Below are 25401 nucleotides of genomic sequence, written 5' to 3'. Positions count from 1 at the left end.
GTTTGGCATTCAAGACGAGAGGCAATCCGATGGCCGACAAACCTTCCGTTCTACGCGAAACCGACGATGAGGCGCGCAAGCTTGCCCGCATCATCCTGCGCTCCGCCCGCAGTGCCGCCATTGCGGTGATCGAGCCAAATAGCGACGGTTTCCCCTTTGTCAGCCGCGTGCTCGTCGGCATCGATACCGACGGCACGCCGGTCATCCTGGTTTCCGCCCTTTCGGCCCACACGCAGGCTCTGTCCACCGACCGGCGCTGCTCGCTGTTGACGGGCGAAATCGGCAAGGGTGACCCACTCGCCCATGCGCGCCTGACGGTTCAGTGTGAAGCGGAAAAAATAGACCGCGACGGCGACGCCCATGCGCGCATTCGCGAACGTTTCATCCGCCGCCATCCGAAAGCGCAACTCTATGTCGACTTTCCCGATTTCGCGTTTTTCAGGCTGGCGCCGCTGAAAGCAAGCATGAATGGCGGCTTTGGCCGCGCTTATGTCCTCACCGGCGAGGATTTGATGATTCGTTCTCCGGCGGTTAAGGATCTTGCCGCGATGGAGCAAGGCGCCATCGATCACATGAATTCCGATCATGCCGATGCCGCAAGCAAGTATGCGCAACTCTATTGCAAGGCAAAAGGAAGCGGCTGGCGAATCTGTGGCCTTGATGCCGGCGGAGTCGATTTAGCGCTCGGCGATCAGCTCAGGCGACTGGAATATGACGCGCCGCTGCAATCAAAAGGGGAGTTACGGGCCACGCTAGTAAAACTTTACCGTTAAATATGGGGCCTTTTACCCCGATTTCTTGCAGTAGGCAGTTGTCCTTTTATTCATCACGTCTAATTATCAGTTATTCACATTCATAACCAAGCGTGATGTGAACTTCGCATGGAGTATGGAATGCAAACGATCTCTCCTCAGAAACACGGCAAGGCTGAAATAGCTGCGGAGTTTCTGTCGGCTATGGCCAACCCAAAGCGTCTGCTGATTCTCAGTTCACTGGTGAACGAGGAAATGGCAGTCGGCGCCTTGGCTAACCAGGTCGGCCTCAGCCAGTCTGCCCTGTCGCAACATCTCTCGAAGCTACGTGCCCAAAATCTCGTGACCACCCGTAGAGATGCCCAGACGATTTATTATTCAAGTTCTTCGGATGCAGTACTGAAAGTTCTAAAAACTTTGAAGGAAATCTACGGCGACGAAACCAGCGCGATGGAAAAGATCCCGCAACGCCTTACCGCCTGATACGGATCGGGGCCGCTTGCCGGCCCCGACCTGTCTCTCGGTGACGTTTACGCCCCTTTGAGACTTGGTGTTGCAGTATCGGCGCCATGAACATGACAACCAAAGATCGGCCTTCCACACTCCCCGTCAAATGGGCTGTGCTTGGCACGGGCTCCATCGCAACGACTTTTGCCGACGATATCAGGCTGACGCACAATGCGGCACTTGTAGCCGTGTGCTCCCGTACGCTCGAGGCCGCCACCGTTTTTTCAAGACGCTTCGGCGGACTGCGCATCATTGCGGATATCGGCACCCTGGCCGCTGATCCGCTGATCGACGCCATCTACCTCGCAACACCGAATACCGCTCATTTCGATCAGGCCCGGACGCTGCTCGGCGCTGGAAAGCCTGTGCTGGTCGAAAAACCGCTGGTGACGACCGCAGCCCAGGCAACGGTACTTGCGGACTTGGCTGCGGAAAAACAGACGTTTGCGATGGAAGGGCTCTGGACCGTCTTCCTGCCAGCGATCAACCACGTACGGCAGCTTCTGGCCGATAAGGTGATCGGCGCCGTCACCGGCATCCGCGCCGAACTTGCCTATGCCAAGACCTTCGATGGCAATAGCCGGTTTTTCGCACCGTCGCTCGGCGGCGGTTCGCTGCTTGATCTGGGCGTTTACCCGATCGCGCTCACGCTCTCGCTGTTCGGCTCACCGCACACGGTTGCAGGCACTTGGTCGGCTGCCCCCACGGGCGTTGATATGTCGGCGGATGTTACGCTCGGCTATGAGGGCTTCCAGGCTAAACTGTCCGTCGGCTTCGATCACACCGGGAGCAATCGTTTCATCATCGAAGGCGAAACCGGCAGCCTGGTGATCGATGCTCCGTTTCTGAAGGCAAGCCGGATCATCCTGACGAGAAACCCGATCGCCCATCATCTCGCCGTACCGTCCGGGTCGGGCCGCCTGTCGCGCGTCGCCGGAAAGATTGCCGGCCGGCTGCCCCTGCCCGGCCTCACGGTTTATCGGCACGGCTTTCCCGGTGATGGATTGCAGTTCGAGATCGCGGCTGCCAGCCGCGCCATCCTCGCGGGACAACATCAGCAATCGCAGATGCCGCTCACCGCCAGCGCCGAGGCACTCGGCATCATCGAGACCATCCGGTCACGACCGCCCTCATAGAGCCGTTGGCGTATAGTCCCGCTTGCCGGCGTTGAGCGCCAGCACGATGTCCGTCAGATGCAAAGCCGTCTCGCCGGAAAACAGCGGCTGCGTGCCGGTCTTGACCGCATCCGCCTGCGCTGCGATCCCGCGCACAAAATCGATTTGCGACGGATAGGCCGGCAGGGTGTTCTTCCGCGCTGCCTGCGGATAAGCCACCGGTTTGCCGGCAGTGAGGCGAAACGGGAATTTCCGCTGAAGCTGCCACTCGAGGCGTTCGATCAGCCGATGCAACAGCGGCCGCTTGCTGCCGGCCAGTTCGACATGGATCGGGGAGCGATTGTCCCAGAGGTCGCGCACGACGATCGTACCCTTGTCGCCGACAATGGTCAGCGACCGGTCGCGGGGCGCTGCCAGACCGCTGGTCAGACGCGCGACAGGCCCCGACTTGAAGGTCAGACAGCCAACGGAAAAATCCGGCCCGAGGACAAGGTTTTCGGTTCCCGGTCCTTTGTTGGGAAACGTCAGCGCGGAAAAGGCCGCAACATTGGATACCGGCCCGAACAGCGACACCAGCCAGCTTGCCGCATAGCCTGCGTGCTCCAGGGTGCAACCGATTTCGAACTCGTGGACAGCCGGCCATTTGGCGCCCGAGCGGCTGCGCCATTCCTGCCACTTGTCGCGGAAAACCGGCCCATCCTCCATTTCGGCATAGGCCAGACGCGGCGTGCCGATGACGCCGGAGCGGAGGATGTCGGCGCAGTGGTTACAGGCATCGCTAAGCGCATTGGCTGGCGCGCCGGCAAGGACAAGGCCTCGCTCCGTGGCCAGCGATAGCAGCTCGCGCGCCTCGTCTACCGCCATGGCCAGAGGCTTCTCGCAATAGACATGCTTGCCCGCCGATAGCGCCGCCCTGTTGACGGCATGATGGCTTTCCGGCGTCGTCAGATTGACGATGATGGTGACGGCAGGATCGGAAAGCGATTCTGCTTCGGAGGCATACGCGCGAATGTTCCAGTAGGTGCAAAACTGCTTTAAGCGATCGGGGTCGATGTCCCAGACACCCGCCAACCGCAATTGCGGGTGGTTGGCCAATGTCGTCATGTAGTAATCGGCAACGAAGCCCGTGCCGATAAAGGCGATGCCCGTCTGTCCGCTCATCGCGCATCCGCCAGGAAAGACGCGATATAGACCAGCGGGGCATTCCAGTTGATCGTCATTTCGTTCGTGCCCCAGGCCATGATGTCGTCGATATAGCAGGTCTGCGGCGCGCAACCCTTGAGCTTCGCGCGCGCGACATCGTCGACCAGCGTCGAATTCGGCCCCCCCGCCAGTGTACCGACAGGCGGGTTGGGCAGCGTGCTGTCGGCCTGATGCGCATACCAGCGGCTATGCTGGTTCCTGGCAAAGACGCTGCCATATCCCGTGACATAGGATGTGTTCATCGCGTTGCGCCCAAAAATGTAGTCGATGCTTTCCCGCACGCCATTGAGAAGCGGCAATTCGCCTGTCAGGTCATAGCCGGCGGAAACGACGATCATGTTTTGCAAAATGAGCTGGTTCGATCCCCAGTCGTAACGGTTGTTGGCCGGTTTGTAGATCTGCCCGAACGGCTCCTTTGCCTGCAGGCTGATGAAGTTTCTCGCGGCAGCGACGACCGAGGCCATGACCATCGCCTTGTCGTCCTTGCCAAGATTATCGCCATAGAGTGCAAGATCGAGACGCCCGAGACCGGCGACACTGCGCCAATCGAAGGCACCAGCGGCGGGAAAGACCGGGCCTGCCCAATGGGGCGAGGATTTCAGTGCGGTGAGGTAACGGGCTTCTCCGGTGGTGATGAACAGTTCGGCAGCAGCCCAGTAGGTTTCATCGCTGATGTCGGTGTCGCCATAGTCGCCGCCGCCCTGCAACCCATCCGAATCCGGGGCGAACAGCACCGGATTGGCGGCGGCGGCTAACCAGGCTTTTTGGCCAGCGGCAAGCAGGCGCTGCGCAAATTCCCTGTCATAGGGCGCAAACAGCCGGGCGCCTTGGGCGGCCACGGCAGCAAGGTTGAGCGTCGCTGCCGTCGATGGCCGGTGCAACGCGCGCAGTTCCGGATCGAGATGCGGCAGCATCGGCACCCCGGTCCATTTTGTATCGTGAACCTTGTGATGAACCATACCGGCCAGCGGCTGACCGTCCGGCACCATCATCTTCATCAGGAACTCGAGTTCCCAACGCGCCTCGTCGAGAATATCGGGAATGCCGTTGCCGTTTTCAGGGATGCGCGACAGGCTGTCGCTCAACACAGGCGAAGCGCCGTCGCCGTACACCAGTCCGCGTTCGAACGTGCTCAGGAGTTGCGACACGGCGATGCCGCCATTGACCACATACTTGCCCTGGTCGCCCGCGTCGTACCATCCTCCCGAGACATCCAGCGTGTAGTCGCAGGTCCAGTCCTTGCCATAAAGTTTGGCGGCGACCTTGCCGGTCAGGCAGGTCACCTTGGTATCGCCCTGGTTGGGGCTTTGCTGCACATGTCCGGGCGGCCGCGCATAGGCCTCACCAGCGATATCGCCCTTGATCTCGATGCCGCTGCGCTGCGGATAAAACCAGGACAAAGCATCGACGCGCAGTTTGCCATAGACGTCGTGGCCAACCGAAAACGGCAAGCTTTTCTTCTCGCCGACGACCAGCCGGTAGCCCTCCCCGGCCGTTGCAAAGGCCGAAAAATCGGCGATCTGGCTGTTCGCCCTAACGGTCGGGTCAAAACCGGCAGGCGCAGTCATTCCCTCGCCGACCGCAACGCCGTTCCCGTCTTCCAGCTTGAAGGGCAGCGGCCCATTAGCCTCCGACAGAAGGGTCGCCCGCTTGGGTCCGTCGAGAAAATATCCGGTCTGATTGACCAATGCCGGTAGCGCGTACATCGTTTTTTGTGCGGCCGCTGCGGTCTTGTCGGGCTTTGTTTCCCGCATCGCCACGTCATCCAGGCAAACGCGCCAAGGCTTTTCAGACCCACCCAATTGGAAGATGATCTGGGCCGGATCTTTCTCCGTTGCCGTGAAGACGGCCGAAAATTCTACCTTCCCGGCCTTGGTCTTCGCATCGAAGGCTGCCTGTGGGGTCCACGGCTCCGCATTGCGCTGGATCGTGATCGGGAACGTATGGGCATCCCCGGCTTCGAGCATCATTGTCAGGCGATAGGATGTTCCCGGCTGAAACTGCAGGTCATTGACACCGAGCAGCCGGTCCCAGGCGTTGCCGCCCGCCTCGATATCGACACAGAGCTTGCCGCGTTCGCGCGCCAGGGCGACGCCGCCGGCGGCCCAGAAGCCGTCCTGGCCTTTCGCAAAGGCACCATCGGCGATCATCTCGGACGCGCCTGCTTGCACTGGAAGACTGACGATTAGCGCAAGCGCCAGGCTGGCTGCAAATTTTGGCAAGATCTTTATCCTGAGCGCGTGTTGCGGGAACGCGGCGCCACTCTGCTTCAAACAGGTTAACCTTCGGAAAAGATTGGATGCAACCCTGTTTCCAAATGTTTCCGGGCGGCGAAACTCCGTGGTTAATGCTTGTGAACTGCATTTGGCCGTCGCAGGCCGAGCTTGACCCCGAAAAGCGCCCTGTTAGTTTGACCATCAGGTAAAGATTCACCGAAACCCACTGGATTTGGCCGCCAGACAGTACGTGCCACGGAGAATATGATGTCGAACCGCCTCAATGCCACCCCCAACGACCTCAGCGCCTTCTGGATGCCGTTCACAGCCAACCGGCAGTACAAGAAAGAACCGCGCATGTTCGTCAAGGCGAAGGACATGCACTACACCACCCATGACGGCCGCCAGGTGCTCGACGGCACGGCCGGCCTCTGGTGCGTCAATGCCGGACACTGCCGACCGCTGATCACCGAGGCCATTCGCGAACAGTCCGGCGAACTCGATTATGCTCCGGCCTTTCAGCTTGGGCATCCGAAGGCCTTTGAGCTGGCAAACCGCCTGATCGACATCGCGCCGGATGGCATGGAACACGTACTCTATACCAATTCCGGCTCTGAATCGGTCGAGACCGCGCTGAAGGTGGCGCTCGCCTACCACAAGGTGAAGGGCCAAGGCTCCCGCACCCGCCTGATCGGCCGCGAACGCGGCTATCACGGTGTCAATTTCGGCGGCATTTCCGTCGGCGGCATCGTCTCCAACCGCAAGATGTTCGGCACGCTGCTCTCCGGCGTCGATCACATGCCGCATACCCATCTGCCGGAAAAGAACGCCTTCACCAAGGGCGAGCCGGAACACGGCGCCGATCTTGCGACCGAACTGGAACGCATCGTCACGCTGCATGACGCCTCGACCATCGCCGCCGTCATCGTCGAGCCGGTCGCAGGCTCCACGGGTGTGCTCATTCCGCCGAAGGGCTACCTGCAGAAGCTGCGTGATATCTGCACCAAGCACGGCATCCTGTTGATCTTCGACGAAGTCATCACCGGCTATGGCCGTCTCGGCACGCCGTTCGCAGCTCAGTATTTCGACGTCATGCCGGACATGATCGTCACAGCCAAGGGCCTGACCAACGGTGTCATCCCGATGGGTGCCGTCTTCGTCACCGCCGAAATCCATGATGCCTTCATGAGCGGCCCGGAGCACATGATCGAGTTCTTCCACGGCTACACCTATTCCGGCAACCCGATCGCCTGCGCCGCAGCGCTCGGCACGCTCGACACCTATCGCGATGAAGGCCTGCTCACGCGTGGCGCTGAGCTTGCCTCCTACTGGGGCGATGCGCTGCATTCGCTGCGCGATTGCCCGCATGTCATCGACATCCGCAATATCGGCCTGATCGGTGCGATCGAGCTCGCGCCGATTGCCGGAGAGCCGACCAAACGCGCCTTCTCGGCTTTCCTGAAGGCCTATGAAAGCGGCTACCTGATCCGCACCACTGGCGACATCATCGCGCTTTCGCCACCGCTGATCATCACCAAGGCTGAGATCGACGAACTGGTCGATGGCATTCGCAAGGTGCTGATCGCCAACGCATAAACGAACGATATTCCATCGTAAACGGTAACCAAACGGGGCTGGGACACATGTCCCGGCCCCGTTTGGCGTCATATCTGAACAATTATTTTGCACATTGCCCAAAAAATCGCCTTGCGGAATCGTGGGGAGCTTCATAGACGAGAAGCATGGGATCGATCCGTTCACAGAAGACGGACAACTCGACGGAACTGGAGTTGCTTTTCGGCTGGCAGGTTTCACCCTCCCGGCCCGGCAACCGAAGCGCTGGCACTGCGGGGAACCAACCCACAAAAGGAGAAGCAAGATGAACTTCAAGACATTGACGGGCGCCACGTTCGCAGCCTCGCTGGCCTTTGCGCCGCTGGCCCATGCCGAGATCGTGATCGGCCTGATCGCGCCGCTGACCGGCCCCGTCGCCGCTTACGGCGACCAGGTCAAGAACGGCGCCCAGGTTGCCGTTGATCAGATCAACAAGAACGGTGGAATTCTCGGCGAACAGGTCGTGCTGAAGCTGGCCGACGACGCCGGCGAACCCAAGCAGGGTGTTTCGGCAGCAAACCAGATCGTCGGCGAAGGCATCCGCTTTGTCGTCGGCCCGGTCACGTCAGGCGTTGCCATGCCGGCATCCGACGTTTTGGCCGAAAACGGCATCCTGATGGTCACACCGACCGCAACGACACCGGACCTGACCAAGCGTGGCCTTGCCACCATCCTGCGCACCTGCGGCCGTGACGACCAGCAGGCCGAAGTCGCCGCTGCTTACGTCCTGAAGCAGTTCAAGGACAAGCGCATCGGCATCCTCAACGACAAGGGCGCCTACGGCAAGGGTCTCGCCGATTCCTTCAAGGCGACACTGAATGCCGGTGGCTTTACCGAAGTCTTCAACGACTCCCTGACACCGGGCGACAAGGATCTGAGCGCGCTCACCACCCGCCTCAAGGCTGAAAAGGTCGATGTACTCTATTTCGGCGGCTACCACCCGGAAGCCGGTCTTCTGGTGCGCCAGCTGCATGATATCGGCGCTCCGATCCAGATCATCGGCGGCGACGGCCTGTCCAACACCGAATTCTGGGCCATCGGCGCCGACGCTGGTGCAGGCACGGTCTTCACCAATGCGGCCGACGCTTTGAAGAACGACAGCTCGAAAGCTGCCGTTGCAGCCCTTCAGGCCGCCAATATCCCGCCGGAAGCCTTTACGCTCAATGCCTATGCAGCCGTCGAAGTGATCAAGGCCGGCATCGAGAAAGCCGGAAGTGCCGAAGACGCCGCAGCCGTTACCGCTGCCCTGAAGACCGGCGAGCCGATCAAGACCGCCATCGGCGACGTCACCTATGGTGAAACCGGCGACCTCACCTCGCAGAGCTTCTCGCTCTACAAGTGGGAAAACGGCAAGATCGTTTCGGCCGAGTAAGCAGATCGACCAATGACGGATCGGGCGCTTCGGCGCCCGATTTCGTTTGAACAGGCGGATCTGTAACAAAGAGCCACGATCCACAGCCGCAATCAAAGATTTGGCGGATCCGGGTGTGCAATGACGGTGATCAACCTCTATGCTCCGGCGAACCGTATTTTAGACCAAGCATCCAAGAGGCAGAACCCCGTGAGCGAAAAACTCGAACAGCTGATCGATCAGGGCACCGGCCGCATTCCGGCCGATATCGTGCTCAAGGGCGGCCGTTTCTTCGATCTGGTCACCGGCGACCTCGTCGCCTCCGATATCGCCATCTGCGGTGATCGCGTCGTTGGCACCTACGGCACTTACGCCGGAACCACCGAAATCGACATCACCGGCAAGATCGTCGTGCCGGGTTTCATCGACACGCATCTGCATATCGAATCCTCGCTGGTCACCCCGCATGAATTCGACCGCTGCGTCCTGCCCTATGGCGTCACCACCGTGATCTGCGATCCGCATGAGATCGCCAATGTGCTCGGCACCGAAGGCATCCAGTTCTTCCTCGATTCGGCGCGCCAGACCATCATGGACATCCGCGTGCAGCTCTCGAGCTGCGTGCCGGCGACCCATCTGGAAACCTCCGGCGCCAACCTGCCGATCGAAAAGCTTTTGCCCTTCCGCGACCACGAGAAGGTCATTGGCCTGGCGGAATTCATGAATTTTCCGGGCGTCATCCACAAGGACCCGGTCTGCCTTGCCAAGCTTAACGCCTTCCAGGGCGGCCACATCGATGGCCATGCTCCCCTCTTGAGCGGCCTTGATCTCAACGGCTATCTCTCCACCGGCATCCGCACCGATCACGAATGCACCACGGCGGAGGAAGCGCTCGAAAAGATCCGCAAGGGCATGCACATCCTGGTGCGCGAAGGCTCCGTCTCCAAGGATCTGCACGCGCTGATGCCGATCCTGACGGAACGCCTGTCGCCGTTCCTGGCGCTGTGCACCGACGACCGCAATCCGCTCGACATCGCTGAAGAAGGCCATCTCGACTATATGATCCGTGAAGCGATCGCCAAAGGCGTCGAACCGCTCGCCGTTTACCGCGCCGCCTCGATCTCGGCTGCCCGCGCCTTCGGCCTGCGCGACCGGGGCCTTGTCGCGCCCGGCTGGCGCGCCGATCTCGTTGTGATCGACAGCTTGGAAAACTGCAAAGCCCAGATGGTGTTTGCCGGTGGCCGTCTCGTCGATGATGCGCTGTTTGCCACCCGCCGCCCGGTCGCACCCGTTGGTTTGGACAGCGTCAAGGCAGGCCATATCAATGCCGCCGATTTCGGCGTGCCCTATGCCGAAGGCGAGACATCGGTCATCGGCGTGCTGCCCGGCAAGATCATCACCGAACACCGGCGCTACAAGCTGCCGGCATCCGGCAATCAGGCCGGCGTCGATCTTGGCCGCGACATCATCAAGGTCGCCGTCATCGAGCGCCACGGCATCAACGGCAACCATGCCAACGGCTTCGTCCAAGGTTTTGGGCTGAAGACAGGCGCCATTGCCTCCACCGTCGGCCATGACAGCCACAATATCTGCGTCGTCGGCGTCAACGAGGACGACATGGCGCTGGCCGCCAACCGGCTCGGCCAGATCAAGGGCGGCTTTGTCGTCGTCGAAGATGGCAAGGTCACCGGCGAAATCTCGCTGCCGGTCGCCGGCCTGATGAGCCTTGAACCCTATGAGAGCGTGCGCGACACGCTGCATCATCTGCGCCAGGCGGCCTTTGCGCTCGGGGCAACGCTGCAGGAGCCATTTTTGCAGCTGGCGTTCCTGCCCTTGCCGGTCATTCCGCATCTGAAGATTTCGGATATGGGGCTGGTGGATGTCGATAAGTTCGTGCTGATCGGGTGAGAGCCCGATAACTCTCTAATCCTGCGTTTCGCCGGAAAGCGGCGTCTTTATCATCGACGGCCGCTGCGCAAACGCATCGAACCAGCGGGTAAGATTGGCATGCGCGCGAAAGGACGGAAGGTAGCGGAAGGCGAGCCAGTCCAGCGTCGTTGCTACGGCGATATGGCCGATGTGCAAGGCCTCGTCGCTCTGGATTTCCCGGTCCAGCCAACGATAGCTTTCGGCGAGCTTTCGCTCATAGCCGGCCTGCAGTTCCGGATAGCGCAGATGCTCGGGGCGGCGTGCCGTTTCCCAGCGAATGCCGATGCCCGCATAGGCCATGTCCTGCGCCAGGGCCTGCAAGCGCAACGCCGCCCATCTGCGCTCGGTGTCTTCGGGGAAAAGCGATGGGCCTTTGTGCAGCGTATCGAAATAGGCGCAGATGACGTCGGAATCAAACAGCGGCGACAGGCCGTCGCGCAGCAGAACCGGCACCTTTCCGAGCGGATTGCTGTTGAAAACAATGGCATTGGCATTTGTCGGACTGGTTTCGTGATGCTCGACAACCAACTGATCGGCAATGCCCACCTCATGAGCAAAGACCAGCGTTTTGCGGGCGAAGGGCGAATGGGTCTGGTAGAGGAGCTTCATTTGCATCAATCCCACGGCACAAAAAGGACCGAACGTCCCGGATCATCCGGTCAAGTTGTAAAGGAGCGCGGCGCCGTTTCACCGCGATAGGTAATTCCAGATCGCTTTTTTCCCGCGCAATATGCTTGTAATATGCCTGCATGAACCTCGACCGCTTCGACCGACATTTGCTCAACCTGGTGCAGGAAGATGCATCACAGACCGCCGAACAGCTTGCTGCAGCGGTACCGCTCTCCGTTTCCGCAATCCAGCGCCGGCTGAAACGCCTGCGCGAAACGGGGATTATCCAGCGGGACATTGCGGTGGTGGACCCCAAACAGGTGGGGCGGCCGACATTTTTCATCGTCGCTCTCGATGTCGAGCGGGAACGGCCGGAACTGCTTGCCCAGCTGCGCCGCTGGCTGGCGAACGAGCCGATGATCCAGCAGGCTTTTTACATCACCGGCGGATCGGATTTCGTGCTGATCGTCACGGCACCCGATGTCGATGCCTATGATGCGCTGATGTCCCGGCTGATCGCCGAAAACGCCAATATCCGCCGCTTCACCACCAATGTTGCGCTTGGCGTCATCAAACGCGGGCTGGTCATTCCCGTTTCTCTGGACGACGATTAGCCTCGGTTTTTCTGCTTCGAGCCGATGCCCCATCTGCCCAATGGCCATCATATGCCGTCAGGCGGAGGATCGGTAACGCTGGAGCATGGACACAGTGCATCATGCCGCGCCATGGAAAGCTCGTCTGTCACGATATGGTTCGACAGAACATCCGTGTTCCTTCTAACCCAAACCAAGAAGCGCTTCGCAGCTCTGGTGTCTCCATAGGCCCCACGACAGCGCAAAATCTCTTGGTTCAGCCTCGCTCCAAACACACCTGACGTCCGCCGACAGCAACACCTCCACCCATGTCCATCAAGCCGCACTACCGGTAAAATCAATGCCGGCCGCGACTTGGGAGGCTTGAAACCGTTTCTGTCACCAGTCTCCACTCATCGGTGATACCGAGGTTGAACAGTTCCACTATTTGCTCAGCAGCATGCTGGCAGCTCGCATGATCTCACACCCGTCATTTTTTCCGGTTCAGGTATTCGTGCGCAAGCAAGGCTGCTTCGACATAAATCCAATGTATAGAAGATTTTCATCCTGATTTCCCGCCCAGGTGTGCTTATACCCTGGAGGCTAAGCTTGGCAAAAGGCAATAACGCCATAGTGGAACCGGATTGGCGCGGCAGACAGCAAACAAAGGGAGTAGCCAGCTTACTCCCTTTGTCTAAAGATCGTTAGGCTTTAGGGTCTCATTGCTCGCGAAAGGCCCTGCTGAACTGATCGGTGAGCGGCTTTGACAAGAACGAGAACGCCGTCCGTTCCTCGGTGGAAATGAAAACCTCCACCGGCATGCCGGGTAGGAGCTTGTTATCGCCGAGCTTCGTCAGTTCCGTGTTGGCAACTCCAACATCCGCCAGGTAATAGGTCTCGCCGGTGGCAGGGTCATTGCTTGTGGCAGCCGACACATAGGTGATGTGCCCGGAAAGCTCCGGAGTGGTGCGTTGGTTGAAAGCCGAAAAACGCAGCTTTACCGGCTGACCTGAAAAGACCTGATCGATATCGGTTGGAGAAAGGCGGGCCTGAATCTTGAGGACAGCATCAGCCGGCACGAGGGTGACCAGTTTTTCCGCCGGGGTGACCACACCGCCAATTGTATGAACGAAAAGCTCGTTGACTGTTCCTGACAGGGGGGCACGGATGTCGGTGCGTTGCAACCTGTCCTCAACGGCAATCTTTCGCTCGTTGAGCTCGGAGAGCTTCTGCTCCACCGTCGTCAACTCACGCTGCGCCTCGGTCCGCGCCGCCTCATCGATGGAAATGATCTGCAGTTCGATTTCGCTTTTGCGCGCCTGAGACCGCGCGATGTTTGCGTATATCTCACCGCTTTCGCCGATGATCTTCGCCATTTCGCGGTCGATAATGTATTTGCGGGACGTTTCCAGCAGATTTTTGTCGGTAAGGCGTGTGATCTTCTGATGCTCGGTTTTGACGAGTGCGAGTTCGTCCTGCTTTGCCGACCGTTGAGCAGACAGGCCCTTCACCTCCTCTTCCAGCTGGGAGATCCCCCATTGCAGCTGTTTTTTCTGACTTTCGCGATTTTGGCGATTGCCGAGAAAGAGTCGCGCCTCTCCCATGAAGACGGCAGGAAGCGCGCGGATCGCGTCATTCAGTTCGGCCGGAAACGTCAGCTCGAAGACGTTGTCCCGTTCGGCAATCAACCGGCTTTTTCGCGCCATCAACTCGTTGAGCTGGTTCTTGACGATCGAAAGTTCAGCGCGCGTCTGCACATCGTCAAGCCGCAGCATGATCTCGCCTTTGCGGACGAAATCACCTTCCTTGACCGCGATCTCGCTGACGATGCCGCCGTCCCGGTGTTGCACGGCTTTCAGGTTCTGTTCGACCCTAACCATTCCCGACGCCACTATGGCGCCGGTAAGCTGCACCGTGGCGGCCCATCCGCCGGCGCCTGCAAACAGCAGAAGGCCGAGCATGGCCCCGGCAATGACCCGGAAGGCCACCGGAAACGCGGCATCCGTATCCTCTCCGCGCGTGACGGAATCTCGTCTATCTGATTGGTTCACTCCACCCTCCCCGAACTTTCCTCAGGCCGCCTCGATGATCATCAACACGTGATGACCGCTCAGGTTGATTGTCATCTCGTATTTCAGGTCGTTGTCCGCGTCGATTTCGATAAGCGTCTGGCCGAGTTCGTCGGTTCCCTCGTGCCGCACTCTGATGGGCAAGGCATCTTCATCGACGTCCACCCCGTAAACTGCCTCGAAATGGTCCTCGAGATTATCGACGATCTCTTCGAATATCTGATATCGCGACATTTCGATCCGGTCGCCTACCATGAAATCCAAGATCTGATGGATGACGTCGCCGCTGGACGAACCGGCCGGCATGCTGAACCGGAAGATGTCGTCACCAGCGCCGCCCTCAAGGACCGCAGCTGAAACATTCACGCTGAAGACATCCGCCTGCGCGCTGCCGATGATCTGCTCAAAACTCATGAGAACATCACTGCCGATGTCCAAACCGGTTGCGACCCCGCTTTCAAAATCGATGACCACGCCGTGCGCCGCACGGGAGTAATCCAGGGTGTCAAAACCAGATTGGCCGTCATAGTGGTCGTCGGCACCATCGGCGGCTCCCAAGACCGTATCGTTTCCCGCGCCGCCGGCGACGACGTCGCCGCCTCCGTTATCTTCCACGAAATCATCCCCGGCCCCGGCCTCTATCCGTTCGGCCTCGTCGCTGCCGATCACGCTGTCATCGCCATGACCGGCAAGAATGACCTCAAAATTCCAGATGGTGTCCTCACCGATTTCCTGCCCGGATGCCGTGCCTGTGTTCAGGTTGATTTGGATGGCCTGCACCATGCTGGAATAGTCGAGAATGTCCGAGCCTTCGCCGCCGTCATAGAGATCCGCGACTTGATCGCCATCGCCGGCAACGGTGTCATCGCCCGCACCGCCGTCAACCCGATCCCGGTCGGCACCCCCCACCAAAATGTCGTCACCGTCACCGCCGGCAACCCTGTCGTCGCCCGTTTGCCCAAGCAGGGTATCGTTCCCGATTCCACCGGACAGCTCGTCGGAGCCGGTACCGCCGTCCAGGACATCATGACCTTCATCGCCGGCAACCATGTCATGTCCATCGCCGCCGAAGAGCAGGTCGTCGTCCGCGCCTCCATTCAAGGCGTCGTCGCCCTCATCGCCGAACAGGATGTCGCGACCATCATCGCCGAAAAGCCTGTCATTGCCGCTGCCACCGTGGATCTGGTCGTGACCGGAACCACCAACGACCACGTCGTTTCCGATGCCGGCAAAAATGATGTCATCACCCGCGCCAGCTGCGATATTGTCGTTGCCCGCTCCTCCATCCACGGTGTCGGCCCCACCCCGAGCGTCAATGCTGTCATCGCCGGCCAAGCCGTCGATGGCGTCCCCACAATTGGTACCCAGGAGCATATCGTCGCCTGCCGTCCCGATGATCGGAGGAGCTTTGACAACCGAAAAATGCGCTGTTTGGGCGATGGAGAGCTGACCATCGCTGATTTGGTAGGTTACCGTGACCGGGCCGAGCTCCGTCCAATCATAGAGCCAGCCGTCTGCTGTCGATGTGATGCTGCCCGATGTGACGGCGATATCGGTGACTGTCAGCGGCGTTCCCTCCGGATCCGACGCACCGCGCAGGAGATCGGAAAGACCGATCAGGACCGCTGCGCAGCCCGAAACGTCCATCAGCATGAGCGTACCGTTCACCCGGGGTGCGCCATTGATCGGGCTTACACCGTCGTCGTCGTCATCTTCATCTTCATCGTCATCGTCGTCATCGTCGTCTTGGTCGTCAGGGTCGTCATCTGGCTCGTCGTCATCGCCATCGGGGTCTGCGTAGGATGGTGTTGCTGGCGAGCCAACGGCCGCGTCCCGTGGGGCGGCGTTGTCGTTTGAAGCACGAAGCGACGGCAATGGGTCCCCCTGCTCGCGCAATTGAAAAGCCGGTTTCGGGAAGTCAATCGTCTGGAATACGAAAGGTTGAGAATCAACGGGTTCGATTGCCTCGCCCTCAAAGCGATCAGCCCGCATTCCGCCGCCTGTCTTCTTTTCGATTGGCGGCTCTTGCTCCTTGTCCTCCACCTGCGCGGGGATGCTCCCGGTGATCAGTTGCGAGGGGGGGAGGTTTTCTTCTGGCGGCGCGTCAACCTCTGGACGGCCCTCTCCAGGCTCCGGCGCGGTGCTGAAGGCACTCTTGAGATAGAGCGCAAAGCCGGTCAGAAACAACGCGATAGCAGCCGGGCTTCTTGATGAGGCTTCCTCGTTCTTCAGGGCGTAACGCTGATGCGGATCGTCTTCCTTGACGGACTTTGTTCCCTTTGCCTCGATCATTCCGACACCTTTGACGTCATGCGCGCGGTTACAGCGGGGCGGCCAATGGCATCCCCGATCGCGGCGGGTTTCAGGATTTCATTTTTCGGCCCAAACGCCACCATCTTGCCATTCTGAACCACGGCGATCAGATCGCAGGCGGTCAGCGCACTGGGACGATGCGCGATGACGATGGCGATGCCATTGCGCGCCCGCACCGCTTGTATGGCTTGGGTCAGTGCAGATTCGCCTTCCCCGTCGAGATTTGAGTTGGGCTCGTCCATGACGACGATGAAGGGATTGCGGTACAGGGCACGCGCCAGCGCGATCCGTTGTCTCTGACCGGCGGACAGGGACGCACCCTGCGGGCCGAGCGAGGTGCGGTAGCCATCCGGCAAACGCACGATCATTTCATGAATTCCGGTGGTTTGTGCGGCCTCGACGATCGCCCGTGCATCGACGTTGGCTTCAAGGCGGGAAATGTTCTCTTCAACCGTTGCATCCAGCAGAGCCACATCCTGCGGAAGATAGCCGATATGCTGGCCGAGACAGCTGTCCGACCATTGGGTCAATTCCGCATCGTCCAACCGGACGCCGCCGCGAAGGGGCGGCCAAATGCCGGTCAGGGCGCGGGCAAGCGTGGTCTTGCCGCCGCCACTGGGGCCGATAATGCCCAAAGCTTGCCCGGCGGCGATTTCGAAACTGACGTCGCTCAGAAGAACACGCCCGGAACCGGGTGCCGCGACGGTGAGCCTTTCGACCTTCAACGTTCTCGACGGAGCAGGCAGATCCATTGGGGCGGTGTTTCCTGCCAATGCAATGACCGTTTCCTTGAGGCGGCTGAAGGCGGTTCGCGCTGCGACAAAGCTCTTCCAGTTGCCGACGGCCAGATCGACAGGCGCAAGTGCGCGCGCCGAGGCAACGGAGGCCGCGATGATGGCGCCGGCAGACATTTCGCCCTGGATCGTCAGCCAGGCCCCAAGACCAAGAACCGCAGACTGAAGGACCATCCGAAGCACGCGTGATATAGCGCTAAAGGTGCCGCTGATATCGTTTGTTCGGGTTTGCAGTGCCAGGTGCTCCTGGTTGGCAAGATTGAAACGGCCCACGGCACGCTCCGCAAAACCCATTGCTTTCAGCACCTCGGCATTGCGTGTGTTTGAATCGGCAATGGCGTTGCGTTCAATGCCGGACTTGTGCGTGGCGGCGGCCCACCGGCGCGTCATCAGCTCGGTCAAGACGGTGAGAATGGTCAGAATAAATGCGCCGCCAAATGTCAGTGCCCCGAGATAGGGATGCAGCATGTAGACGAAGATCAGGTACAGCGGCATCCAAGGCAGGTCGAAAAAAGCGATCGGGCCCTGGCCGCCGAGAAATCCTCTGACCGTATCGACGTCCCGGCCACGCTCAAGGGCTTCCGCCGTGGAGAAACCAAAACGGGGCATGTCGATGGCAACCTGATGGGCAAGCGGTGCAATTTTTGCATCAAGTCTCGCCCCGACCCGCACCAGAACTTGCGAACGTATGATGTCGAAAAAGCCCTGAAACAGATAAAGCCCGATCGCGAGGATCGAGAGCCCGAGAAGGGTCGGAATACTACCGCTGGTTAAAGCCCGGTCGTAAATCTGCAACATGTAGAAGGAGCCGGTCAGGGCCAGAATATTGATCATGCCGGACGTGATGAAGAGGAAGAGGAATATCCCCTTGAATCTCTGGGTCAGTTTCTCGGCGTTCTTACGTTTCGTGCCAGTAAGGGGTGTCTTTGAGCGCATGATACTCACCGATTCGAGTTGATGCGAGCAGGCCGGCGCACCATGATCGGCGCGCCGGTAGCTGCAGATTACAAGTTGAAATCAGAGTTGGTGAGATTGTGGTTTCCCTTGATATTCAGGCGGAATTCCGCCGTTCCGTCACTGTCGGTGCTGCCCGAAACGACCGTGTAGTCGCCATCGGATCGGCTTTCATGGGTAACGGCCAGCTGGGCCGCTCCACTCAGTGACGATCCCGCGATCAAGGTGAAGGACTGGTTTCCCGCCACCCCGTTGTTAGCGTCGGTTCCGCTGAGGTCGATCTTGTCGCCGGCCTGGAAGCTGGTGATCGTGTCCCCATCGGCATTGGCTTCCGATTGGAAACGGAAGGTATCCCTGCCGGCTCCACCTTCGATGACGTTCACGGAGGCGTTGGCGACGATCGTATCGTCCCCGGATCCGGTCACGACATTTTCAAAGCCCCAGAGGGTATCATGGCCGGACTGATTGCTTGAGGCACTGCCCTGGCCCATGAAGCCACCACCGATATCGACGGTAAGATTGGCGGTGATGGCAGACATGTCCAAAGTGTCGCTGCCGGCATCACCGTAATAGATGTCGTCGCCGTCAGCTTTGGCTGCCACGAACATGTCGTCTCCGGCACCGCCATAGGCGTAGTCGTTGCCGGCACCTGTCTGGATCATGTCATTGCCGGCATCGGCGAAAACGCGGTCCGATCCGGCATCGCCATACAGCATGTCGTTGCCGTCACCGCCGAGCATGTCATCATCGCCGTCACCGCCGAACACCATGTCGTTGCCGGCACCTGCCGTGATGAAATCGTTGCCTTCATCACCTCTGATGACGTCAGCCCCGTCGCCGCCGATAACGGTGTCGTTGCCTGCAAGAGCTACGATCGTTTCCGCGTTTGCGGTGCCAAGCAGCACGTCTGCGCTTGCTGTGCCGGCGATCGGTGCGCCGGCGCTTGGAGTTGGCGTCGGTGTCTCATCGGTATCGTCGTCCGCCCCGGTGATCTGCGGCCCGCCTGCTTGTTGTTTTTTGAACGTCACGGAGTTCGCGCCGTTGCTGACCGTGACGTTGCCATCGGCTTCAGTGGTCACGAAGTCAGTCAGCGTACCCCCGAGCTCGATCACATCCTGCGAACGCAGTTGGCCGATAATCGTGTCGTTGCCACCATTCGACCGGAAGACGATCCGGTGCTCGGAACTGAGCCCGGTTATGTCGACGGTGTCGTTCCCGGCATTGCCATCGATGGTGATCGTGCTGAAGTTCAAGCTGGTGAACGGTGCATTGAAGTTGCCGAACACCTGGATGGTATCACCATTGCTGGCTCCGCCGTCAGGCGTGTTCGGGTTGTTGCCGTTGTTCGCGGTCGTATTGAGAGCGTTGACCGTGATTTCTTCGATATTGTCGAGTTCCGCAATGACCGTGGTGGTCAGTCCGACCGTGCGGGTGATGATGATTTCTGCATCCGCCCCGGTGACCGGAACCCCCGCAGCAATGGCCGCGGCCTTTGCATAGATGCGGAAGGTCTCGGCCTCGCCATTGCCGACCAACTGGAAGGTGTCTGTGCCGGCATCGCCATCGATCCGGTCAAACCCGTCGGTGGAGTTCATGGTGATCGTATCGTTACCGGTACCTGCATCGATGATGTCATTCCCAGTGCCGCCATTGATGGTGTCTCCGCCGTCGCCGGCATCGATGTTGTCATTGCCGCCTGCGCCGTTGATCGTGGTGCCCGCCGTATTGCCGACGATGATGTCGGCGCCGCCGGTGCCGGTGATATTGCCGGCGACACGGTTGATGGTGACGGTCGCCGTATCCGTGAGGGTCCCGTCGCTTCCGGTATAAACGAACGCTCCGCCTGCAGCGCCGGTATCGGCGAGCGTCACGACACCTGCCCCAAGCACTGGAGCTGATACGCCGCCCGGCGTTCCAACTGCCGTGATGGTGACAGCCGCTCCCTCCGGATCGATGTCGTTTGCAAGCAAGGCTGCCTGCGAGATGGAGAAGGTCTCGTTTTGGAGGGCGTTGGTGATGACCGTATCGTTGTTGGCCGCTGGAGCGTCGGGCGTTGCGATGACGTTGACGGTCGCCGTTGCGATATTGCTGGTCAATAGGCCGTCGTTGACCGTTACCTGGATGACACGGGCGGTCGTGTTTGGGTTCTCCGACGTGCTGGAGTACCGCACCTGTTGGATCGCCGTCCGGTAGTTGGCAATCGACGATGTGCCAGTCAGGTTCAAGGTGATCTGTCCGGCAACCGAACTATCCACCGACGAGGTAATGCCCGCCGGCAAGCCGGCCGCCGACAGGACGTCACCGGGGTTGGCATTGGTCAGAACAACCCGGGCGGAGGCCAAGGTCGTACCGTCGTCCGTGATCACGGGAGCAACCGCAATCGCAACGCCGGCAGCATTTTCGGTGTAGGTGGTTTGGTAGTTGTTCCCTGCTGTGCCGGGAACCGTTGTCGTGGTTGTAGTTGTCGTTGCGATATTGAGGTTGTTGATAGTGACCCGTTCATTCGCGCCATTAATTGCGGATGAGACAAATCGGATGGCAGAATTCGGCCCCGCTCCCGTCAGGTTGAGGTTGAAAGAACTCGACCCCGCCCCCGAGAGAACGTTCCCGGAAGCGCCGGTAATCGTCTGCAAAACGGTAAAACTCCCGGCTGCAAAGGATCCCGTCTGTGAATATTGCACCTGAACCGTCTCGCCGGTGTCGATGTTATCAATCCCGTTCAGGCGGTCATAGTCGAATGATAAGGTAGCGGTCGTGAGGCCGCTGAGATTGACCGTACGGGCAATGGAAGCACCGTCCGAGGCGCCACCGCCAATGAAACGCAGTTCATTGGAGTTACCAGCGTCGATCTGGATTTGACCGGCGGTAACGTCGCCACTATCGCCGCTTTCCACCCATGGCGTCGCTGTCCAGTTGACCGTGCCATCGCTGTTGCTTAGCGAAGCCGTATCGAACGTATCGCGATAGGCCTGTGCGACCGTTGTGGTAGTCGAGGTGGTCGAGGGGCCGTGCAGATCCAGCGTCGGCGCCTGGAGCGAGATGTCCTGGTCGGTGAAGTCCAGCAGCTCGACGTTGCGGATCGTGTCCGTACCGTCGGTTGCCAACCCGCCGACATGGGCGACTGTGACCGTGCCGTTGGTGTTGAAGGCGATGTCGTATTCGGCACGGGCACCCGAGAAGACCGCCGTGTCGATATCGGCAATCCCGTCGCTGTCGGGCTGGTCGTTGCTGTCGCGGATCGTGCGAACGATCGCCAGCTGGCCCGGATTGATGCTGCCGTTGAACATGGAGGCGGCGAGCGTCGTCATGCTGTTGTGCAGGACAGGCGTGCCGGTATGTTCGGGGTCATTGGCGGCATAGACGCCGATCTGCACGTCAAGCCACTTGTCCCCATCGATGATGTCGTCGCCGGCGTTACCGATGATGCGGTCGCTGCCGTCGCCGCCCAGGATGATGTCTCCGCCGGCAAACGAGGTGACACCGGCGCCAAGCAAGGCCTGCAGGCCGTTGACGAGAGCAATTCCTTGGGCATCGAGCCCGCTGCCGAGATAACCTGTCGTCCCGCCCTGGGCAAGCGGGGCTCTATCCGCCGCCACGTCTTCCGTGCCGGCCAGGACGTCATTGAACCTCGTCCCGGAGAGACCTTCCATGGATGCGTACTCATCCAGTGCAGCATTCTGCGGTAACGTCGGAGCCTCGTCGAAGATGATTGGGATCGACAGGTCGGCGTTCACCCCAAGCGTATTGTCCTTGTAGGTCGCCCAGTCGAAGCCGGACATGCCCGCCATCTTTCCACGGCCGGAACTGCCGACCATGATGTCGTCGCCGCCTTCGCCGATGAACTCATCAAAGCCACCATCCCCCAGGAAGACGTCGTGCCCATCTACACCGTCATGAGCAAAGACTTCGTCGAAGTTGTCGCCAGGCGCACCGTCGAATGTGCCGGTCTCGATCCAATCGTCGCCTTCGTTGCCGAGGATACGTTCGGCGTTCTTGTTGCCGTAGATGAAGTCGTTGCCGGTTCCGGCGAAGACCTCCGATCCCATGTCAGTGCCAAGGAAGATGAAGTCCTGACCGTCATTGCCCATGACCAGGTCGAGCCCCGGTCCGGCATGGACGACGTCATTGCCCGCGCCAGCCTTGATATTGTCGTCGCCGCCGGAGTCGACGATAATGTCGTCGCCCGCGCCGGCATTGATGATGTCGTTGCCGAAGCCCCCTTCCAGCCGGTCGTTGCCGCCATCGCCATAGAGCGTGTCGTCACCGATGCCGGCGATCAGGATATCGTTGCCGTCAGTGCCGCCGAGGACGACATGGTCTCCGCCTGTGTATTTGAGATAGTTGGTATCCGGTCCCGCTGTCGCCGGGTTGTTGCGCACGACCAGAGGCGTCAGAATACCACCACCAACGGGATCGTTGCCGAGGTTGTCGGCACTTTCGTTGGCAGCCGTCGCAGGATTGTCTTCCAATATGCCGTCCGCTCCGGCAGTCTCGCCGAGACCGGAATTATACTGCTTGGTCCGGTCGATCTCGAGAATGAGACCGGGCGTCGAGAACACGTCGGACGGAAGATGTCCCGCATCGGTGTTGCGCATGATCATGGCGGCGAATGAGTTGTTCTCCATCTCGCCGAAGAGGTGCAGGCCGTCGAGACGCTGCAGGTAGTAGAAGCGGTCGCCGCTCTGCAATTTCTCCATCTGGGTTTCGAAGACGAAGTTGAACGTCGAGCCGAGCATGCCGCCGAACGGCATGATCTGTTCGGCAAGGCCACCGATCCAAAGATCGATATCGTTGAGGCCGCCAAGCGAACCGCCGGCATAGGCTCCGGTGGCATTGAGGAAGTCGGCGGAATCCGCCTGCACTGCGAGGCCGCCATATGACTGATCGAAGATCAGGGTCATTGCGGCATCCCGTTTGCCTTCAATCGTGGTCTGACCGGTGATCAGCGAATGCGTGCCGTAGGCGGCGATGAAGTTGATGATCGAGGCTTCATGCTTGAGATGTCCGGCGAAATCGACCCAACTCTCGTAAGGCTTGAGCAGGCTATCCTGATTTGTCGCGGCGTAGAACTGGGCGCGAGCTTCATTCAGGGTTGGCACCCCGGTGTCACGGCCGCGTGCAAGGTTGATGGTCGCCAGATCGAGCGGCAGACCAAGCAGGTTGTTGCGCAGAGCGCTGGTCACGAACTCATCGATCTCGTTGCCGACCTGTCGTGTCATGCCGCGGATAATGGCGCCCGCCGCGATATCGGCATCGACGACATCGGCTGTACCATTGTTCTTGAACTGGATCGGATTGAGGAAGCCCTCGATCAAACCGATATGGTCTTCGTTGAAGTTTTCATCGAAGCGGTCGATGGATTCGGTCAGCATCGAGTGACCGAAGCGGTAGACCACATGGGCGAACTCGGCCACGATCGAAGGGTCGATGGTGACGTCGAAACCGTCGGGCACCAGGAACACGTTGATGTTGGGCTGGATCTTGCGTGCGAACTCTTCAAACACAAGATGCTGGTACTGCATTTCGGTGCCGAACTTGGCTGCCTGGAAAAGGCGTTCGCCGTCCCAGATGAGTCCGGCTGCGTTTGCCGGAACCGCCGCGACATCGACGCTCAGCCACTCGTTGAGGAATGCCACGGCTTCCGCCTGCGAAGCACCGTTGGTCAGCATGGCATTGGCATCGGCCAAGACCACGTCCTTGGTGTGCTGCACCAGCCGATTATGTTCGGAGTGGAACACGTGATGGACGGCTGTCAGGCCGATATTCTCGTTTGCCCGGCCGTCGCCGGCGATGAAGTGGGCATCGAGCAGCTCGTTGTCATACTGTCCATCGGTCGGCGTTTGGTCCGGATTGCCCAAGCCGATCTCGAGATCGCCGTCGGCAAGACCGGTCGGGACCGCGTTGTGGGCAATGTCTGCCAGGAAGGCATGGCCGGTGCGGACTGCGAGATGGACGACATCCGGAAGCGTGTCGGCGTCGGCGCCGTCCGCTACGAGATTGTACAGGCTGAGCGGCGCGGCTGGCGTGCCGGATGCAAGCGTCTGCGGAGGTCCTGCCATGACGACCTGCGGGAAGCCCGTGGTCGGATGGGGAATGAAATTGCCATAGGCATCGGTTGCCAGCAAAGGCAGGTTACCGACATGAAAATCGGTCAAGTTGATGCCGAGGATGTCTCTTGCCTGCGCCTTGACGTCGGCCCAGGTCGCCATCCCACCATTGACGCCCTCAATCAATTGCCCGGTTGCGACCGGAACGCCGTCCCCGTTCAGAACATACTGGCGAAGGAAAACCTGATGAGAAGGGTGCGAGGTGTAGGTCTGGTTCTGATCGACGAAGGACGTGGTGTTGTTCACCGGACGGTCCGTATCATCCGCAGTTCCCATCACGCCATCATTGCCCGGCCCTGCCAAGGTTGCGCGCGTCAAAACCATGAAGTTCGTGGTGCCACCTGGCACATAGAGCGGATCATCCGGCATGAGCGGAATGAAAACCGTACCATTGCCGCCCTTGGCGACCAGGTCGAGGCCGTGGTCGAAGAATTGGCCGAAAAGCGTGAACCAGGAATTGAATGACGCCGAGAGACCTTCGTCCGGCGCCAGGTTGGTAATCTTGACGTTGGCGCCCTCCAGTTCGATACCGTTGGTTTCGAGAAGGGTCATCAGGTCATCGTCTACCGCGGCAAGCTCCAGCCGTGCCGCGTTCAGGTCCGTGAGGGCATCGGCTGCCGCCTGCTGAAGTGCTGCGTTGTTGGGGCTGGCCGAGGCCGCTGCGGCGGCTTCTGCATATTCGCGTTCCGCCGTCGCGACCGCCCTGAACTGCGGGATCAACGGGGCATAGGCGGCGGAAATCGCCGCCGTAACGGCCATCTGTTGTTCCGGGAGGACGATGCCTGCCCGTTGGAGGCCCGTCAGGATGGCTGACGGGTTGCCAAGGGTCTGGTCGACAAGCAGGTTCGAGATGGTACGGACATAGGGGTCGAAGACATCGCCGGGGCCGGCTGTTCCGGGGCCGTCATTGTCGACGCCAGGCTGGTAGGTAACCGGAACCATCGGGGCCGGGCCGGGACCGTCGGGGTCCACCATGATCGTGCGGAAATCCGTGCCCAGCGGCTCAGGGAATTCATTGTCGGCAGCTCCCCATTCCGGATGGAGCGGGTTGTTGTAGGTCCCGTCAACCGTGCGCAGTCCCCAAGAGATATTGTAGCTTGGAATAGAGCCGGCCGGACCGAACAGCGACTTGCCCTGGGTGCCACCCGACTGCTCAAAGAGCGCGTGATCCTCTGCGATCTTGATCTGTTTCAAGATGAAATCAAGGTCAGAACGAATATAGGCAACCATCTTTTCTCTCCCTTTGATTGCTTCGGACACGAAGAACCGTTACCGTTTTGAAATAATTATTGAAAA

General features: G+C 59.9%; 14 protein-coding genes. 7 read left to right on the top strand and 7 right to left on the bottom strand.

What is annotated here, in order from left to right; translation table 11 throughout:
- Positions 1 to 29: 29 nt before the first annotated feature.
- From ACP7E6_RS01145 to ACP7E6_RS01135, 3 genes are all read left to right on the top strand, one after another.
- Positions 30 to 773, top strand: a complete 744-nt coding sequence (locus ACP7E6_RS01145; RefSeq protein ID WP_426227142.1) for a HugZ family protein — start codon at positions 30 to 32, stop codon at positions 771 to 773.
- Between the two features lie 120 nt (positions 774 to 893).
- A complete protein-coding gene (locus ACP7E6_RS01140) occupies positions 894 to 1235 on the top strand; it encodes an ArsR/SmtB family transcription factor (RefSeq protein ID WP_426227140.1) in 342 nt (113 codons plus the stop codon).
- Positions 1236 to 1327: 92 nt separating this feature from the next.
- Complete coding sequence (locus ACP7E6_RS01135; protein ID WP_426227138.1) at positions 1328 to 2395, top strand: Gfo/Idh/MocA family protein; 1068 nt, start codon at positions 1328 to 1330, stop codon at positions 2393 to 2395.
- Here ACP7E6_RS01135 and ACP7E6_RS01130 read toward each other — a convergent pair.
- Together ACP7E6_RS01130 and ACP7E6_RS01125 are read right to left on the bottom strand one after the other, a co-directional pair.
- Positions 2390 to 3535, bottom strand: a complete 1146-nt coding sequence (locus tag ACP7E6_RS01130; RefSeq protein ID WP_426227137.1) for a Gfo/Idh/MocA family protein — start codon at positions 3533 to 3535, stop codon at positions 2390 to 2392. The two genes, ACP7E6_RS01135 and ACP7E6_RS01130, sit on opposite strands and share 6 nt — an antisense overlap.
- Positions 3532 to 5799: a glycoside hydrolase family 9 protein gene (locus ACP7E6_RS01125; protein ID WP_426227135.1), complete on the bottom strand. Its 2268-nt coding sequence runs from the start codon at positions 5797 to 5799 to the stop codon at positions 3532 to 3534. Before ACP7E6_RS01125 ends, ACP7E6_RS01130 begins: the two co-directional genes overlap by 4 nt.
- A gap of 261 nt (positions 5800 to 6060) precedes the next feature.
- Between ACP7E6_RS01125 and ACP7E6_RS01120 the strand changes: the two genes are divergently transcribed.
- From ACP7E6_RS01120 to ade, 3 genes are all read left to right on the top strand, one after another.
- Complete coding sequence (locus ACP7E6_RS01120) at positions 6061 to 7389, top strand: aspartate aminotransferase family protein (protein WP_426227133.1); 1329 nt, start codon at positions 6061 to 6063, stop codon at positions 7387 to 7389.
- A 283-nt stretch (positions 7390 to 7672) separates the two neighbouring features.
- A complete protein-coding gene (locus tag ACP7E6_RS01115) occupies positions 7673 to 8779 on the top strand; it encodes a branched-chain amino acid ABC transporter substrate-binding protein (protein WP_426227131.1) in 1107 nt (368 codons plus the stop codon).
- Positions 8780 to 8968: 189 nt separating this feature from the next.
- The gene (ade, locus tag ACP7E6_RS01110) at positions 8969 to 10666 is read left to right on the top strand and encodes an adenine deaminase (protein WP_426227129.1); all 1698 of its coding nucleotides are present in this window, start codon (positions 8969 to 8971) and stop codon (positions 10664 to 10666) included.
- A gap of 15 nt (positions 10667 to 10681) precedes the next feature.
- Here ade and ACP7E6_RS01105 read toward each other — a convergent pair whose 3' ends face one another.
- Complete coding sequence (locus ACP7E6_RS01105) at positions 10682 to 11296, bottom strand: glutathione S-transferase family protein (protein WP_426227127.1); 615 nt, start codon at positions 11294 to 11296, stop codon at positions 10682 to 10684.
- Positions 11297 to 11436: 140 nt separating this feature from the next.
- Here ACP7E6_RS01105 and ACP7E6_RS01100 point away from each other — a divergent pair, with 140 nt between their 5' ends.
- A complete protein-coding gene (locus tag ACP7E6_RS01100) occupies positions 11437 to 11910 on the top strand; it encodes an Lrp/AsnC family transcriptional regulator (protein ID WP_426227125.1) in 474 nt (157 codons plus the stop codon).
- Between the two features lie 677 nt (positions 11911 to 12587).
- Here ACP7E6_RS01100 and ACP7E6_RS01095 read toward each other — a convergent pair.
- From ACP7E6_RS01095 to ACP7E6_RS01080, 4 genes are all read right to left on the bottom strand, one after another.
- Positions 12588 to 13919, bottom strand: a complete 1332-nt coding sequence (locus tag ACP7E6_RS01095; RefSeq protein ID WP_426227123.1) for an HlyD family type I secretion periplasmic adaptor subunit — start codon at positions 13917 to 13919, stop codon at positions 12588 to 12590.
- Between the two features lie 21 nt (positions 13920 to 13940).
- The gene (locus tag ACP7E6_RS01090; RefSeq protein ID WP_426227121.1) at positions 13941 to 16229 is read right to left on the bottom strand and encodes a cadherin-like domain-containing protein; all 2289 of its coding nucleotides are present in this window, start codon (positions 16227 to 16229) and stop codon (positions 13941 to 13943) included.
- Entirely contained in the window at positions 16226 to 17980 is a 1755-nt protein-coding gene (locus ACP7E6_RS01085) for a type I secretion system permease/ATPase (protein ID WP_426227119.1), read from the bottom strand. Before ACP7E6_RS01085 ends, ACP7E6_RS01090 begins: the two co-directional genes overlap by 4 nt.
- Positions 17981 to 18048: 68 nt before the next feature.
- Positions 18049 to 25335 (bottom strand): peroxidase family protein, encoded by a 7287-nt coding sequence (locus ACP7E6_RS01080; protein WP_426227117.1) that lies wholly within the window; start codon positions 25333 to 25335, stop codon positions 18049 to 18051.
- Positions 25336 to 25401: the final 66 nt, after the last annotated feature.

This window comes from Pararhizobium sp. DWP3-4 (genome assembly GCF_049898205.1).
Taxonomy (GTDB): domain Bacteria; phylum Pseudomonadota; class Alphaproteobacteria; order Rhizobiales; family Rhizobiaceae; genus Pararhizobium.
Note: the sequence above shows the minus strand (reverse complement) of the source record. Positions and strands in the feature narration are given on the sequence as shown.